Annotated in this window: 12 protein-coding genes; 2 read left to right on the plus strand and 10 right to left on the minus strand. The window is 67.0% G+C overall.

The features are described 5' to 3' along the window. Positions 1-69 precede the first annotated feature (69 nt). Positions 70-951: a M15 family metallopeptidase gene (locus H7828_RS00245; protein WP_226778929.1), complete on the minus strand. Its 882-nt coding sequence runs from the start codon at positions 949-951 to the stop codon at positions 70-72. A gap of 169 nt (positions 952-1120) precedes the next feature. Here H7828_RS00245 and H7828_RS00250 point away from each other — a divergent pair, with 169 nt between their 5' ends. Both H7828_RS00250 and H7828_RS00255 read left to right on the plus strand, forming a co-directional pair. Then, complete coding sequence (locus H7828_RS00250; RefSeq protein WP_226778930.1) at positions 1121-1687, plus strand: OmpA family protein; 567 nt, start codon at positions 1121-1123, stop codon at positions 1685-1687. Positions 1688-1730: 43 nt separating this feature from the next. After that, positions 1731-3857 carry a serine/threonine-protein kinase gene (locus H7828_RS00255; protein WP_226778931.1) on the plus strand — a complete coding sequence of 709 codons (2127 nt, stop codon included), beginning with the start codon at positions 1731-1733 and terminating at the stop codon, positions 3855-3857. A gap of 60 nt (positions 3858-3917) precedes the next feature. Here H7828_RS00255 and H7828_RS00260 read toward each other — a convergent pair whose 3' ends face one another. The 9 genes from H7828_RS00260 to H7828_RS00300 form a co-directional block, all read right to left on the minus strand. After that, positions 3918-4631 carry a PP2C family protein-serine/threonine phosphatase gene (locus H7828_RS00260; protein WP_226778932.1) on the minus strand — a complete coding sequence of 238 codons (714 nt, stop codon included), beginning with the start codon at positions 4629-4631 and terminating at the stop codon, positions 3918-3920. Further along, positions 4628-5284 (minus strand): type VI secretion system-associated protein TagF, encoded by a 657-nt coding sequence (gene tagF / locus H7828_RS00265; protein WP_226778933.1) that lies wholly within the window; start codon positions 5282-5284, stop codon positions 4628-4630. The genes H7828_RS00260 and tagF overlap by 4 nt, the downstream gene beginning before the upstream one ends. After that, positions 5266-8844, minus strand: coding sequence for a type VI secretion system membrane subunit TssM (gene tssM / locus H7828_RS00270; protein WP_226778934.1), 3579 nt, complete (start codon positions 8842-8844; stop codon positions 5266-5268). Before tssM ends, tagF begins: the two co-directional genes overlap by 19 nt. Further along, entirely contained in the window at positions 8841-10217 is a 1377-nt protein-coding gene (icmH, locus tag H7828_RS00275) for a type IVB secretion system protein IcmH/DotU (RefSeq protein ID WP_226778935.1), read from the minus strand. The genes tssM and icmH overlap by 4 nt, the downstream gene beginning before the upstream one ends. Positions 10218-10280: 63 nt before the next feature. Continuing rightward, a complete protein-coding gene (gene tssK, locus H7828_RS00280) occupies positions 10281-11621 on the minus strand; it encodes a type VI secretion system baseplate subunit TssK (protein ID WP_226778936.1) in 1341 nt (446 codons plus the stop codon). Between the two features lie 13 nt (positions 11622-11634). Next, positions 11635-13134 (minus strand): type VI secretion system-associated FHA domain protein TagH, encoded by a 1500-nt coding sequence (gene tagH / locus H7828_RS00285; RefSeq protein WP_226778937.1) that lies wholly within the window; start codon positions 13132-13134, stop codon positions 11635-11637. Between the two features lie 8 nt (positions 13135-13142). After that, complete coding sequence (locus H7828_RS00290) at positions 13143-13442, minus strand: PAAR domain-containing protein (RefSeq protein ID WP_226778938.1); 300 nt, start codon at positions 13440-13442, stop codon at positions 13143-13145. Further along, entirely contained in the window at positions 13439-14050 is a 612-nt protein-coding gene (locus H7828_RS00295; RefSeq protein WP_226778939.1) for a DUF6931 family protein, read from the minus strand. The genes H7828_RS00290 and H7828_RS00295 overlap by 4 nt, the downstream gene beginning before the upstream one ends. A gap of 10 nt (positions 14051-14060) precedes the next feature. Further along, a complete protein-coding gene (locus H7828_RS00300; protein ID WP_226778940.1) occupies positions 14061-16202 on the minus strand; it encodes a type VI secretion system Vgr family protein in 2142 nt (713 codons plus the stop codon). Positions 16203-16240 lie beyond the last annotated feature (38 nt).

Here is a 16240-nt window from a genome sequence, read left to right on the forward strand (position 1 = left end):
GGACCGCGCACAGTGTGGCGCGAAGTCGCGCCGTTGGCCACTCAAATCTCTGCCAGCGCCGGGGTCGGCTCAGATCTTGCCCTCGGCGCGCCACTGCTCCAGCATCTGGCGGCTGACCTCGAAATGCATCGAATCCTCGCGGCTGAACCCCGCGCCCCAGACCCAGCCCTCGGCGCGGAAGAAATCGGCCAGGATGGTCAGGCCAAGCTGGGTCTTGCCGTCGCCCAGGGTATCAAGCTTGCCGTCGATGTTCAGATCCACCGCAAGGCCGAAGGAATGGGTGCTGGTGCGCCCCCGCGTGCCGCGGATCTGGCGCACGCAAAGCGAACCGGCGGTGTTGATCCGGGCGTAAAGATCGGGGTCGGTGGATTCGACGTTGGCGAAGACCCGGCGCAGGCTGTCCAGCGCCGGTTGCAGCATCGACACCCGGATCGGCCCGGCCTGTTCGGTCTTCAGCATCGCGCGCAGCTTGGGGTTGGTCATCGGATCGCAATTGTCCGACAGGTTTTCGCGCGGGCGGCCCAGGAACTGTTCCAGAAACCTTGGCCCCGCCACGTTGATCTTGCCGTTCACCTTGCGCCGGTTGGCGATCAGCACGACCTGGGCATAGGCATCTATGATGGTGTTCGGACCGACGTTTTCGGGCGCGTCGTTGGTCGGCTGGCCGCCGAAGGTGGGGGGCGGCGCCGCGGCGGCCGGGCGCTGCTCCAGCGTCTGGATGCGGCTGTCGAGGGTGGCGATCTCCTCGCTCAGGGTTTCGACCTGCTGGCGCAGGAACTCGATCTCGATACGCGCCGCGCTGTCCACCGCCGTGCCGCTGCCGATATCGTCGCCGAATCCGCCCTCGGGGCCATCGCCGGTGTCGGGCGACATCGACGAGACCGCGAACCAGATCAGGCCGGCGGCCAGCAGCACGATCAGGGCGGCAATGGCGATGATGAGGGTGCGCATGAAATTTCCAGCCCGCTGTCCCGCCAAACACTGCGGCAAGCGCCCCGATGTGTCAAACATGACGGCAAACGTCAGGTTTTCCCCACCCCGCGAGACACGCAAGATCATTGGCAGGCGAACGCAAAAGCGTTACCCTAACGTCATCTTGATTGCTGAAAGGGATTTCATCATGAACCGCACCATTCTTGCCCTTGTCTGCGGCCTGGCGGGTCTTGTCCCCCTGGCCCCGCCGGCAACCGCCCAGAACACCGAAATGACCCAGAAAGAGATCGAGGACAGGTTCCGCGCCCAGAAGACCCGCGGCCTTTCCATCGCCCCGGTCGTGACCGAACAGCCCCAGACGACAACCGCGGCCACGCCCACCACCGTTGCCCCCGCCAACATGGCGATCATGCCCAAGGATCAGCAGGTCAACATCAACATCTCGTTCGATTTCGACAGCGCCGCCTTGCGGGCAGATCAGAAACCCAAGCTGACCGCGCTTTGCGGTGCGATGAAGGCGGTCGATACCGAAGCCTTCCGCATCCTGGGCCATACCGATGCCTCGGGGTCCGAAGCCTATAACCAGCGGCTGTCGAAACTGCGCGCCGAAGAGGTGAAACGCTTCCTTGTCACCGATTGCGGCATCGCGCCCGAGCGGCTTGAGGCGACAGGCGTGGGCGAGGCCTTTCCCTTCGATCCCGACGATCCGCGCGCCGACGTGAACCGCCGGGTCGAATTCCAGGTGCTTGGCTGATCGTGATCCGCCTGCCCCGCCCGTTGCGAAAGGTCGCCCGGACATGACCGGCCAGCACACCGATGCCATTTTCCAGATCGGTGATCTGCTGAACAACACCTACCGCATCGAGGCGGTGCTGGGGCGCGGCGGCACCTCCGAGGTTTACCGCGCCCGGTCGGAAATCTCCGGCCAGCCCGTCGCGCTCAAGGCGCTGCGCTCCGAGTTTTCGGGCAACGACGATTTCCTCACCCTGATGACCCGCGAAGAGGCTATCCGCGAGGTGCGCCACGACGCCATCGTGCGCTATTTCCATAACCAGCGCACCGATACCGGCGTCGTCTTCCTGGTCATGGATTATGTCGAAGGCGTGGGCCTTGACCGCAAGATGAAAGAGGGCGGCATGTCGGCGCCCGATCTTCTGACCGTCGCCGCCCGCGTCGCCGAAGGCCTGGCCGCCGCCCATGCCAAGAACATCACCCACCGCGATCTTTCGCCCGACAACATCATCCTGCGCGGCGGCGATCCTGCCGATGCAGTGATCATCGACTTCGGCATCGCGAAAGACAGCAACCCCGGCGCCCAGACCATCGTGGGCAACGAATTCGCCGGCAAATATGCCTATGCCGCCCCCGAACAGCTAAGCGGGAATGCCGATTTCCGCTCGGACATCTACGCGCTGGGGGCCTTGCTGCTGGCCACCTTCCGGGGCAAGGCCCCCGACGTGGGCGCCAACCCGATGGAGGTGATCGCCAACAAGGGCAAACCGCTGGACACCAGCGGCGTGCCCGCCCCCCTGCGACAGTTGATCGACCGCATGACGGCCCCCGACCCGGCCGACCGCCTGCCCGACGCCGCCGCCGTCCTGGCCATGGCGCGCGGCGATGGCGACGACGACGGCGACAGGACGGTGATCGCACCCCTTTCCGCCGCCACCGTCCCCCCGCCAGAGGCCACCGCACCGCCCGCCCCGGCGACGCCAGCGGCAGGGCGCGGTCGCGGCGGGCTGATCGCGGCCGCGCTGGTGGGCGTGCTGGTGCTGGCGGGGGGCGGCGCCTGGTTCGGCGGGTTCTTCGGCACCGCCCTGCCCCGGGCCGATCCCTTCGTGCTCTCCATCGCCCGCTCCGAAGATGCGCCGCCCAAGGCGCAGGGCAACGTCCCCTCGCAGGACATGGCCGAAACCCTGTCGGCCCGCCTGTCCGACATGGGCGGCAGCGCCGATCTGACCCTGGCCCGCGGCGACATCGCCCCCGACTGGCCCGGTGGCGTGCTGACCCTGCTTGACCTGCTGCGCCCCCTCGACAGCTTTTCGCTGGAGACCGCGAACGACACCGCCCGCGTCGGCGGCCTGACCGAAAGCCGCCCGCTTTTCGATCAACTGTCCGCCGCCCTTGCCGACCCCGATATCGCGCCCGGCCTCGTTGTCGAAGCGGCGCTGGAACTGGGGCCGCGGGTGCTCGCGGTGGACCGGGTCGACCGTATCCTCTCCGACGCGGCCGATTGCGGCGAACTCAGCCTGCTGAACCCGCCTGCCACCGGCTATGGCCAGGGGGCCGACGTGGTGGTGATGGGCCGGGTCGCCACCCCCGAAACCCGCGCCGCCCTGCGCGACCGGATCGCCGCCATTGCCGGCACGCGCGAGGTGCGGATCGAAACCGACGTGCTGAACCCCGCGCTCTGCGTGATCGACGAGGCCCTGCCCCGCGCCCCCGCCGCCGGGTTCGACATCGCCTTTTCCCAGGGCGACAGTGGCGCCGAAAATCCCTCGGGGCGGTTTCTCGTCGGGGAAAACCCGGTGATCGACGTGACCATCCCCGCCGATATCACCGATGGCTTTCTCATCGTCTCGGCGCTGGATGTCTCGGGCAACGTGTTTCACCTGCTGCCCAACAAGAACCGCCCCGATGACAGCGTGGAAGGGCTGCGCGATGGGGCCAGCGGGCCGGTCACCGTGCGCGTCGCCTTTCCGCTGTCCGAATCCCAGGCCAGCGGTGGCGAGAAGCTGGCCTTCCTTGTCGACGACACCTCGCTGGGCAAGACCAAGATCATGGTGATCCACTCCGAAAGCCCGATCCTGGGCGGGTTGCGCCCCACCACCGAAAGCGCCGAGGGGTTCGCCACCGCCCTGCGCGAACGCAGCGGCCCGGTCCGCTCGCTCGACAGCCGCATCCTGACGACCGCGCTACCCTGACCGCCCCCCTCTTTCTTGCTGAAAATACTCACTGCGCCGCGCCTGCCACATCCGCCAGGGTCAGAGGGCATCCACCACCACGATCGAGATATTGTCCTGCCCGCCCCCCTCCAGCGCGAGGGTCAGCAGCTTGTCGGCCAGGGTTTCGATGGGCGCACCGGTGACGGCGCGGCGCAGGGTTTCAAAGCCCGCGTATTTGTTCAACCCGTCCGAGCACAGCAGGAACCTATCGCCCGGGCGCACATCGCCGCGGATCTTCTCCAGCCCCGGCGCATCGCCCACCCCGATGGCCCGGGTGATGGCGTTGGATTGCGGGTGCTGCTCGGCCTCGTCCCAGGTCATCTGGCCGGCCTTGACGAATTCGGCCACCACCGAATGATCCGACGTCAGAAGCTCGATCCCGCCGTCGCGGAACCGGTAAAGGCGGCTGTCCCCGGCCCAGAAGGCGGCGAAATGGCCGTTGGCGATGATCAGCGCCACCACCGCCGCGCCCACCGTCGCGCCACCGCGCCGGTCGCTTTCGGCGCGGATCGCGCCGTGGGCCGCCTCAAGCGCCCCGCGCAGGGCCTGCATCCTCTCGCCCGGCGGCAGGTCGGGCGGCAGGGCGGCGACATATTCCACCACCGATTGCGACGCGAAATCCCCTGCCGCATGGCCCCCCATGCCATCGGCCACCAGCCATATCTGCTGATCGGGCAGCGACAGGATGCTGTCCTCGTTCACCCGGCGCACGCGGCCCACATGGGTGACGGCGGAATGGCGCAGGCGGCTCATGGGGTCACCGGCCAAGCGGGGGCGTCCATGTCGAACATCGCGGCAAAGCGCGCGCCCTGCGGCAGCCCCGATCCCTGCATCATCCGCATTCCCCCCGCGCAACTGGCACTCCACAGCGTCGGCGTCGCGAGGTATGGCGCGGCCAGGGCCGGCGCGATGTCGTCACCGCCCGGCATCACCGTCATGCCGCCGGCGGTGACGCTTGCCCTGGCAGCGGGGGGCGGTGGCAGGTCGGCCAGGCGGTCTTTCAAGCGCTCCAGCGGCATGTCGTCCAGCGCCGCCAGCGCCAGATCCTCCAGCGCCTCGAACAGGGGGCGCGCGCCAAGGTGAACCGCCGCGTGCGGCCCGGCGATGGGCGCGGCAAGGGTCAGCGGAAACTGCCGCCCCACCCGATCGACCGAGGCCATGAGGATGCCCGCCATCGCCTGCCCCCCCGCCACGCCGTCGCCCAGCGAGAACCGCCAGATCGGGGCCGACATGTAACAGCCCTGCCACCGCCCGCCCATGGCTTCGCGGGCGCCTGCGATGCCGGTCTGCAACCAGCGGTCCCAGGGTTCGACGAACCCCTTGCCCAGCCCGTGGCGCACGAAATCGCCGGTGGTGGGCAACTTGCCGTATAGCCCCCAGCCCATGGTCAGAACGACGTCGGGCATTTGAACTGCCCCAGCGCCGGAAGCGCGAAGGGGTTCAGCACCGATCCCGATTGCATGCGGAACATCGCCAGCCGCCCGCCGACGTTGAAGATCACCAGCTTGCGGTCCGGCACCGAAGTCTTGCGCAATTGCGCCGCATCCAGAAGCCGGAACCAGGCCCAGGGGCCTTCACGCACCAGCCCGCTTTCCGATCCGGGCGCGGGGGGCAGGTAATTCACCCGCGCCGAACCCACCTGCCCCGGCCAGGTAAAGGCCGAGGGGCGGGGTTGCCCGGTGCCCTGCTGAAAGCCGATCTGCTGGCCGTCGATCTCAAGAACCACCGCCTGGGCCGCCGGGTCCAGGGAATGGGGCGTGATCTGGAACTGGACCGAGGGCGTCGCCCCGCCCGCGAAAAAGGCATCGCGGATGGCGGCGGCGTTCTCGAACTGCTCCAGCACCGCGTTCGAGATGCCAAGATCGGTGTCGTTCACCTTGCGGAAGGTCCAGGGCCGGGTGCGCACGTCGACGAATTGCGCCAGGTTCTCCTTGAAGAAGGTATCCAGCATCCCGTCCGGCGCGAACAGCCGGGTGAAATCCTGCAGGGCGATGTCGTTCTTTGCCCCGCGGTTGAAGGGATAGGCGTTGCCCGTGGCCTGGGAACAGAAGGGCAGGACATTGGCCTGCCACAGCCCGTCGATTCCGGCGCGGGTGTTGCCCGTGGTGATCCCCGACGAGCCGACGGCGATCTGCTGGCTCCAGCGCTCCATCGGGCCGGGCAGCCCCTTTGCCGCCTGCTGAAACCGCGCCAGCGCGGTGCTGTCGCCCTGGGGCGTGCCAAGACCGCCGCCGATGTTCAGCTTGTTAAGCTCCTGGTACACCTCAGTCAGGGTCGCGATCAGGGCGTCAAGCTGGCTGGGCTGGCCATCCTTGCCGCTGACCAGATCATGCAGCCACTGGAACCTGTCGGCAACATAGGCGCCGGGGGGCGGTGGCGGGGCGTTGCCGCTGGCGGTTTCGGCATTGCTCATCGCTTCGAGAAACAGCCGCCCCGACGGTGTCAGCTTGCGATTGACCAGAAGGCCGCCCACCGCCCCCGCCCCCTCGGCCGCGCCTTCCACGGTGGGGTCGGTCTCGGGCACGGCAAGAAGATCGGTTTCCTTCGCCACGCCCTTCAGGATGTTGACGATGGGCGAGGTGGGGCCGGACAGGACGTTCGTCACCTCGACGGCATGGGACAGGCTTTGCATCGGGATGATGTCGATATCCCCCAGCAGCTTGTCATACTGGGCGACGAAATCGTTGTAGTAGAGATCAAGCACATCGCGCGACAGGGCCAGGAGCGCCGCGTCGGAATTCTCGATCTCGCCGCGCGGGCCAAGAACCCAGCTGTCGCGCTGAATCCGGGTGGCAACGCCCAGGGCTTCGTTCAGGAAAACATCATTGAACCCGTCATAGGTATAGATGCCCGGAATGCCATCGGACAGCGCCGCCCCCGATGAGCGCACCATGGCGCGTGGCAGGTTCGGGCCGCCGATGTCGGTCAGGCGGAACTGCGGCACGGCATTGGCGGCGGGGCTGTTGACAATGCCGTTATAGACCCGCTGCGCCTGGGGCAGCGCGGTGAGGATGCCGCGCACCTGTTCCACCAGATCACCGTTCAGCTCGATCCGGTCCATGGGCTGGTTCAGCATCGCATCGAGGTGGCCCGCCAGGTCGGCGCGCAGCTCTTCGCGCTGGGGCCCGGGATAGGACAGCGACCAGTCGACTTCCATCCACTCGGCCACCAGATCGGCGCTCATCGGGCCGACGAGCCCCAGCATGAGATAGATCTTCAGCGCCTCGTACAGAAGGTCGGGGTTGTTGATGTTGCCCTGCATCTGTTCCTCAAGCCGGAACAGAAGGCGCGGCAGGAACATGCGGTTCAGCGCCTCACGATAGGCCAGCGCGGTCTCGTTGCCCACCACCTTGCCCTGATAGAGGCCCCAGGTCAGTTCGGTGGGCGCCGTCACGCTGCCGCCTGCCGGGTTCACCGGCACGTCGCGCAGGATGTTCAGCGCCGGAACCACCGAGGGCAGATCGCTGTCCTTGATCGGGCTGCCGGGAATTTCCGCTGCCGCCGCCTGGAAGGCCGCGGCCCTTTCTTCGATCTGCGCGATCATCTCGCGGTTGCCCATGAAGCTGCGGGTCCAGAGCGCGCCCGCCGCCAGGGCGACGATCAGCGTCGCGGCGATGGCGCCCCACTTGATGACGCGATAGCGGCGTTCGACCTTGTCGTCGGCACTCACCAGCCCGCTTTCACGGAAGATCACCCCGGAAAACAGCCGGGTCAGGAAATAGGACCGCCCCGCGCCCGCGCCGCTGCCGATGGCCTGCCGCCCGATGCCGAAGGTGCGCGCCATGCCCATCATCAGCCGGTCGATGGGCGTGCCCTCTTGCGTGCCCGAGGTGAAATAGACCCCGCGCAGCATCTGGCGGTGTTCGAACCGGTTGTCCTGGAACAGTTCGTTCAGGAAATGCTCGGCCACCGGGCGCACGCTGGCCACCTGCGACGGGAAGCCGGCGATCAGGGCGCGGCGGGCCGGGTCGGTTTCGGCCTGCATGCGTTCCAGCGACTGCTGGTTCAGCCGGTCGATCAGCGCCTGGTATTCCTCGCCAAAGCGGGCCATGGGCGATGCCGCGCCCTTGCCCGTGACCAGCGGCAGGGTGAACCCCCAGACCTGACTGCGATCCTCTTTCCCGAGGTTTTCGAACATCTGGGAAAAGCCGGCCAGAAGATCGGCCTTGGTGAACAGGACATAGACCGGGAACCGCACCCCCAGCCTTTCGCGCAATTCGTGCAGGCGGCGGCGGATGGCGGCGGCATGGGCGGTCTGGGTCTGTTCGTCCTGCATCGACAGGTCCGACAGGGAAATCGCCACGATGGCGCCGTTGATCGGCTGGCGCTTGCGGTGTTTCTTGAGGATGCCCAGAAAGCCCAGCCAGGCGGCGTTGTCGGCCACGGCATCGCTTTCCTGGGTGGTATAGCGCCCGGCGGTATCCACCAGCACCGCGCCATCGGTGAACCACCAGTCGCAGTTGCGCGTACCCCCGACCCCGCCGATGGCGCCCTTGCCCATCTCGTCGGCCAGGGGGAATTGCAGGCCGGAATTGACGATGGCGGTGGTTTTCCCCGCCCCGGGCGGGCCGATCAGGATGTACCAGGGCAGTTCGTACAGCGACCGCTTGCCCAGTTTCGACTTGCGCAGGCGCAGCATGGCCGCCTTCAGCTTGTCGCGCATCTCGCCCAGTTCGGAGGTGACGATTTCGCTGTCGTCCTCGGCTTCGGCGGGTTCGACCGAGGCGACGATATCCTGCGCCAGTTCCTTGTCGCGTGTCTGACGGCGCAGCAGGATGACCAGGATCGTGACCAGCGCGACGATCCAGACAACCCCGATGCCCACCACCCGCCCGGTGACGGAATCGAAGGGACGCGCGGCACCGAAACCCAGGTAGCCGCCCAGGAACCACAGGCACAGCGACAGGATCAGCGACACCATGATGGTGATGCCGATCCCCGAGAAGATGGCCCGCAGCAGCCTCATGGCGTCACCCCCTTGCGCACCAGCAGGATCTCGATACGCCGGTTTTCGGCCCGCCCCTCGCGGGTGTCGTTGCTCGCGATGGGTTCCTTTTCGGCGCGGCCCTCGGGGCGCAGGCGGCTGGCGTCCTCCATCCGGTCGGCGATCAGCTTGCTGACCGATTCCGCCCGCGCCAGCGACAGCGCCTTGTTGGTGGGAAACCGCGATCCTGCGCTGGGGGGCACGTTGTCGGCATGGCCCGCCACGATCACCGGGCCGGTGGTGGCGTTCAGCGCCTCGGCCACCCGGCCAAGGGCGGTGGAGAATTCGGGTTTCACGGTGGGCGATCCGCTGGGAAACATCCCCGCGCCCTTCATGCGCACGGTGATGGTGTTGGCATCCTGGAACACGGTGACAAGCCCCTCTTCGATCTCGGCGGTCAGGAAGCCGGCCACGCGCTTCATCTCTTCCTCGTCGTCGACGATGGGTTCGGGCACCACGGGGGGGGCCGTGCGGTCCAGCGTGGCAACGCCACCGGGGTTCAGCACCGAAATCTTGCCGATCACCCTTTCGGTATCGCGCGACAGCGCATGGGTCAGCCCGGCAAAACCACCCGCCAGAAGCGCAGCAGTGACGCCGACGGCGATCCAGACGGGTTTCCAGGCCGACAACCGCTTGTGCGGCTTGTCCAGCCCCTGCCAATGGGGCGAGAGGTCATGCTCGACCTCGCCCCGCTGGGCGCGGATGATCCGGGCAAGGCCGGCGCGGATGTTCAGGTGCCGCTCGGCACCGTTCTGTTCGACCCGCAGGCGCCCCTCAAAGCCCAGCGACAGGCAGGTGTAGAGGAATTCGAGCAGTTCGATGTTGGTGGCCGGGTCCTGCTCCAGCCGGGTGAGCAGATCGTAGAACCGATCGCCCCCCACGGTTTCGCGGTGGAAGGTGCCCACCATGCTTTGTTGCGCCCAGATGGATTGCCCGCCCCAGGGCGTGTTCAACACCACGTCATCGAGAGTGGCACAGATGGCATAGCGCGCCACTTTCACCTTCTGCGGGTCAACATGGGCCGAAATGGCACGGGATTCGAAGGCGCGCACCTCGGCCACGACGGACCGGCGCAGCGCGTCGGCGTCGGGGTGCTGGGCGCGGTTGCGGATGCGGCTGACCAGCGCAAACAACGTGGCGGCCGCGGCGTTCAGCGGGTTTGCCCCGGTCATCGCGCCCGCCATGGCATCGGGGCCGGGGGTGGCCGGTGCGGGTGATGCGGCCGCGGACTGGGCGGCGGGATGCTGCGGGGCGGCGGGCGCGGGCGTGGCGACGCCGCGCCGCCCGCCCGGATTGGGGCGGATCACCGTGCGGTCGGTGTCGTCGGGTTCCGCGAATGGATCTTCGTCGGCCATGTCCGTTCCTCGCACCTTTCTGCGCCGCGCACTCATCGGTCCCTTGCGGTCCCTCTTCGTGTGTCAGCCCTGCCTGATCGCCCAAAGCTCCATCTTCAGCCCCGGATAATCGCCCGAGACATGCACCGCGATCCCCCCCGAGGTTGTCATCTTGCCCCAATAGGCATTGACCGGGTCCAGTTCGAAATAGACCACCCCCGAGTGATAGGGGATCTGGCGCGGCGCCACCGGCAGCGGGCGCAGGTCGATCCCCGGCAGGGCCGAGTTGACCAGCTGGCGGATGTCTTCGACCGGGCCGATCTTGGCCTGCCCGGCGAAGTGACGGCGCAGTTTTTCGCCCGGCATGTCGGCATTGACCGCCAGCACGAACTGCGCGTTGCCGATCAGCTTGCGGTCGGCGATGATCCCCACCGAAATGCCGAACTTGCGAGGTTCGATGGCAATCGCCACCGCCGTCTGTTCCAGCACCGCCGAGAGATACTGGCGCAGGTCGCGGATCACCGGGCGGAACGTCGCCGTCAGGTCGTGGTGCTGATAGCTGGGATATTGCGAAGGCTTCTTGTCCGGCGCCATGAAGGCCGAAAGCTCGCCCGCCAGCGATACCGCCTCGCGATAGAGCGTGATCGGGTGCAAATGATCGCAGCCGGTGAAATGGCGGAACAGCGGCAGCGCCCGGTTGATCGCCATGAGCAGCAGGAAATCCTGGATCTCGGCCGCGCCCTTGGTGCCAGCCCCCGCCGTCAAACGGCCCGCAAGTGCGGTGATCCGGTGGTTCAGCAACCCCTCAAGCTCGCCCAGAAACCCCGAAAGCGGCCCGGCGGCGCGGATATCCAGGCAGGAGGGCACAAAGCTGTCGTCCAGGATCACCTCCTGATCGGCGCGCACCTCGATGATGCGGGCGATGGGGATGGTCAGCCGGTCGGCCAGATCGTCCACCTCAAGCGCGAATTGCAGCCGCAGCTTGCCCACGGCGATGCGGGCCGATTTGCCGCCCCGCTGGGTGGCGTCGGTCACGTCGATCTCGGCCGGGCGCAGGCGGGCGGCCGAAAGTTCGCTGCCGCTCATCTCGACCTCGGGGGCGCCCTGGCGGCGTTGCGGCACAGACAGGTAGACGACGCAATCCTTGGTATCGCCCGGCACATCCAGCGCGGGGGGATGATCGTCGGCATCGGGCACGCGGAACACGGTGCCGTCCCGGGTCAGCCCGCTGGCCGATTTCAGGGCGAATTGCCCCACCTTCAGGACATCGCGGTCAATCTCGAGTTCGCTGACCCCCCAGCCATAGGGCGTCAACCGCCCGGCCAGTCCGGCGATCAGCGCCTCGGTGTGGCGGTCGGCCTGCTGAAAATGGTGGGGTTGCAGGAACAGCCCCTCGTTCCACAAGACCTTTGCATCCCAGGACATCAGCGCCCTCCCTTCATTTCAGCCGGTCCAGTTGCGCCTGATAGGCGCGGGCGAATTCGCGGCTGAACAATTCGTGGAAATCGGTTTCGGCCTGATCCGAGATCTTCGCGTACATCGTTTCGTAAACGTCCCAATAGCGTGCCTTCTTGCCCTGCAGCAGGCCGGTCAGTCCGCCGCCCTTGGTGATCTGCCCCTCAAGCACCTCGGGGGACAGTTGTTTCAAGATGCCCTTCAGCGCGGCCTCCATGGCGGCCATCACCGCCACCTCGTGCGCCTTGATATCGTCCAGCGCCTGCTGCGCGGCCTGATCGGGCGGCAGGTATCCCTTGGCACGCGGGCGCACCAGGGCCTCGATCGCCTGGTCGGGGCTGATCGAGAATTTCAGAGGGTTGTTGCCCCCTGCCCCGATCATCGTCTGCTGGATGCGGAATTCCGACTTGATGCTGGCGCGGGTCATCAGGATTTCGCGCAGGCCGGTGATCATGGTCTGCATGACCCCGCCAAGGCGCGCCATCGTTTCGGCCAGTTCGGCCTCGGGGATGTCGATGTCGCCTGCGCCGGCGGCGTCCAGAAAGGCGCGGGCGGCGTCGCTGTTCGCCGGGGGCGGCGCGGTGTCTTGCCTGGCCGGTGCCGGCGCGGGGGTGGCGGCTGCCGGCGGCGTGGGGGCGGGGTTTTCCGGCGGCACATCTTCGGCGGGCGGTTCGGGCGCGGCCGGGGGCGGCGCGGCGGGTGGTTCGGGCGCTGCTGCGGGTGGTTCGGGCGGCGCGGCGGGTGGTTCGGGCGGCGCGGCTGGTGGCTCGGCAAAGGGATCGGTTTCGTCCCCGCCCCCCAGCAGGTCGTCGCCCCAATCCTCGGGGATCAGCGGCGTGGCGGGCCGGAAGGCATCCGAGGTCGCGTCGGAATGCTGACCGTCGCTGGCGCCCTGGCTGTCGTCGGCGCGGTCGGTCTGGCCCGGCAGGCCAGCCTCATCCTCGCCCAGCGGGGGCAGCAGGCCATCCTCGCCCAGTTCGGGCCGGTTGACCGAGGCCGGACCGCGCACCGGGGCCGCGCCGCCCAGCAGATCGTCAAGGAAATCGCTGTCATCCCCACCCGAAGCCGGATCGCCGCCCAGCAGATCGTCAAGCCCGGGATCGTCGGGCAAAACCGCCCGCGGCGCCGCGTCGGAGGGGGGCAGCGGGTCGGGCGCGCTGCGGCGGGCATGGACGATCTCGACCAGAAGCTCGTATGATCCGAGCGTCAGGATATCGCCATCGTTCAGGGGGGTCGCCACCGGGCCAAGGGGCACCTTGCTGTAGTTCAGGAAGGTGCCGTTGGTGGACAGGTCGGTGATGACGACATTGCCCGCCTGATCCTCGATCGTGCAGTGGGTCTTGGAGATCACCTTGCCCGGATCGGGCAGGCAGACATCGTTCTCGGCCCCCCGCCCGATGGTCAGCGACGGCCCCGTCATCGCCACCGGCGCCCCGGTGCCGGGCACTGTGCCGGTGGATTGAAAATGCAGCGTGACCCCCATGAAACCCCTCAGCCGCCGACCAGAACCGTGAACATGCCCATGACGATCGTCCCCCCATGGGCTGTCATATCACCCATGCGGGCCTGCGGCATCCCCATTGTGAGAACCGTCGCGCTGCCCATGGCCACCACGTCGGGCGGGCCGACGCAGACGGCCATGTCGCTGATCCGGGCGGCAGGCAGCCCGCCGATCAGGACGGTGGGCGCACAGGGGCCCGAGACCGGCCCGCCCACATGGGGGATGGGCGGCACGCCGGGTGTCACCATGGGGCAGACATGCATGTCGGAAATGCGGGCAGCGGGTTTCATGGAGCGATCCCTTCCGAGGCGCCGGCAGTGTTCAGCCTGCCCGACCCGCCGCGCGCGATGTCCAGCGCCCGGTCGACCAGAAGGGTCGCGCGGGCCTCGACGGTTTCGGCGGTGCTGCTGGCCAGGGATTTGACGTTCTGCCCGAAGATGAAGGTGCCCAGCGCGCCCGCCGGGGCGTCAAGCGCCGACAGATCGCCCAGGCCCAGCTTGCCGTCGCACATCACGACGGCATTGGCGCAAAGGGTGGTTTCGTCGTCGGCATCCGCGGTTTCAAGAGCGGCCTGGGCGGCGGCGCGGCTTTCCTCGGTGGGCTTGAACACCCAGGCGCGCGCTGCTGCCAGGGGGCGCGGCATGGGGGCGTCATCCGCCACCAGATCGCCCGCGGCAAGACAGCCCCACCAGATGCATTCGCGCGCCGGAAGCGCGGCCGCCAGCAGGCGCAGCATGTCGCCATGGGCGCCCTTGCCGGCCAGTTCCGCCAGAACCGTGCCCACCGGGGCGGCCGCAGGCGATTCCAGCGGCGTCACCAGCTTGGCATTGGCCAGCGCCAGCAACCGGCGGGCCGGGTCCTTCGGTATCTTCTTCAGGTTGGCAAATCGTTCGTCCATCCGCCGTCTCCTAGTTGATCATCGTCACGCCGCCCTTGAGCTTCAGCAAGGCATCGCCGGTAACCTCGGTCATCAGCCCCTTGACCGTCGCCTGAAGGCTGCCTTCCATCTTGGCGGTCATCGCGCCCTTGATGGTCACGCCCATCTGGTCGATCTTGATCGAGCTTCCGCCGACCTTCAGTTCGATGGATTGCAGCGCCTCCATGGTGATCTTGCCCGCCGCGCATTTCACCGTGTAGTTGCCCACGCCCAGCTTGGTTTCCATGTTGCCCAGATCCACCTTGTGGGTCACGTCGCCCAGTTTCACGGTTTCCTCGACGCTGCCCATTTCCACGGTATCGCTGACATTGCCCATCTTCACGGTGCGCGTCACGTCCTTGGTTATGGTCTGGGTCGAACCGCCTTCGATGGTTTCATCGACATCCTTCTTCACCTTGATCGTCTGGTTGCCGCTGGCCACGGTGAAGGTGTGGTTGCCTGTCTTGACCGTCTCGCTCAGGTTGCGCTGGACGGTCAGCTTCATGTCGCCCTTGTCCTTGTGCTCCAGCCCCACAGTGATCTCGGCGTCGTTCTTGACGATCTGGCGATAGTCCCGCTCGGCCTGGAAACGGACCAGCTCGGCGTCCTTCTTGTCTTCCATCATCAATTCGTTGAAGCCGCCGCCGCCCTTGGTGCTGTTGGTCTTCACGCCGCTTTGCGTCATGTTTGCGGGCAGTTCCCAGGGCGGCATGGTGTCGGCATTGTAGAGCATCCCGATCACCATGGGGCGGTCTGGGTCGCCCTCCTCGAACTGCACGACGACCTCTTGGCCGATGCGCGGCACCGCCATCATGCCCCAGGACTTGCCTGTCCAGGGCATCATGCAGCGCACCCAGCAGGATGTATTCTCGTCGCGCTTGCCCTTCCTGTCCCAGTGGAACTGAACCTTGATGCGGCCATATTTGTCGGTGTGGATCTCCTCGCCCTTGGGGCCGGTGACCATTGCCGTGTGCACGCCCGAAATCTCGGGCCAGGGGGTGACCAGCGGGGCGCGGTATTGTTCCCCCTTGGGCAGCACCTCGAACAGGATGCGGTAGGGATCGTCGCCCGCGGTATCCAGCCCCATGTCCGACAGGGTGCTTTCCACCTTCAGCGGCGGGCGGTCGCGCTTTGTCAGGCGCATCACATGGGTGGCACGCGACAGCATCCAGTCGCGGTTCTCGCTTTCGCGGGGGTGGTTGGCCAGGGTGAAGGTATCGCCCATGGTTAGGGTTGCGATGGTGCCCGCGCCCCGCGCGGCAAGATGGCGGGCCGCTTCGGCCTCCATGCGCACGCGCACCCGGCGTTCGCCGGTGTCGACATCGCGGAAATGGCCGGGATAATCGTATCCTTCATGATCCTTGCCGGGGTGCCCGCCCTTGGGAATGCTGTTGGAGACCCGCAAAAGCGCGCTGGGGTTTTCGAAATCGTAATCGGTCAGCGTCATCTTGCCGGTGGTCGCGCCCAGCCCGGTCTTCCAGTCGAAGACATGGTCGCCCATGCGGTGGCCCGCCGCATCCAGCGGCAGGAATTCAACTGGATCGGCCGGGTCGATCGGTTGATGGGCGCCGGGGCCATCGGCCAGCACCAGCTTTTCACGCTCGCCCTCGACCCTGAAAAAGAAATAGATCCCCTCCTCCTCCATCAGACGGCGGATGAAATCGAGATCGGTTTCGCGGTACTGGATGGTATAGCCGCGGGGCGGGTATTCACCGCTCAGCCGTTTGTCGACATCACCCCACACGCCGTAATCCGACAGGATCTGTTGCAGGATGTCGGGCGCCGTCATGTCCTGGAAGACCCGGTTTTCCCGCGTCCGCCCCAGGAACCACAGCCAGGGGCGCAACTCGGCGCGGTAATGGGCCGGGCCCGAGGGATTGCCGAGGTATTCGATCGAAACGCAGGTGCCGGGGAAGATGCGCTTGCTGTCATCGGTCGGTTCGATCACCACCCGCAGCGCCGACCCCAAAAGCGGCTTCAGATCGACCTCGCGGTCGGTGCAGACGAATTCCAGCGTCGTTTCGGTCAGAAGGTTCATGCCCTCTTCGACGCGGGCGCCGAGAAGATAGAGGGCATCGGAAAAATCGCCCTCGACACGAAGGGGAAAATTCTCGGGATTGACGGGTCCGGCCATGATCTGTCCTGACTTTGCTTGCACGCTGTGCGGCGGGT

The sequence above is a fragment of the Oceaniglobus trochenteri genome (assembly GCF_020529025.1).
GTDB classification, from domain to species: domain Bacteria; phylum Pseudomonadota; class Alphaproteobacteria; order Rhodobacterales; family Rhodobacteraceae; genus Oceaniglobus; species Oceaniglobus trochenteri.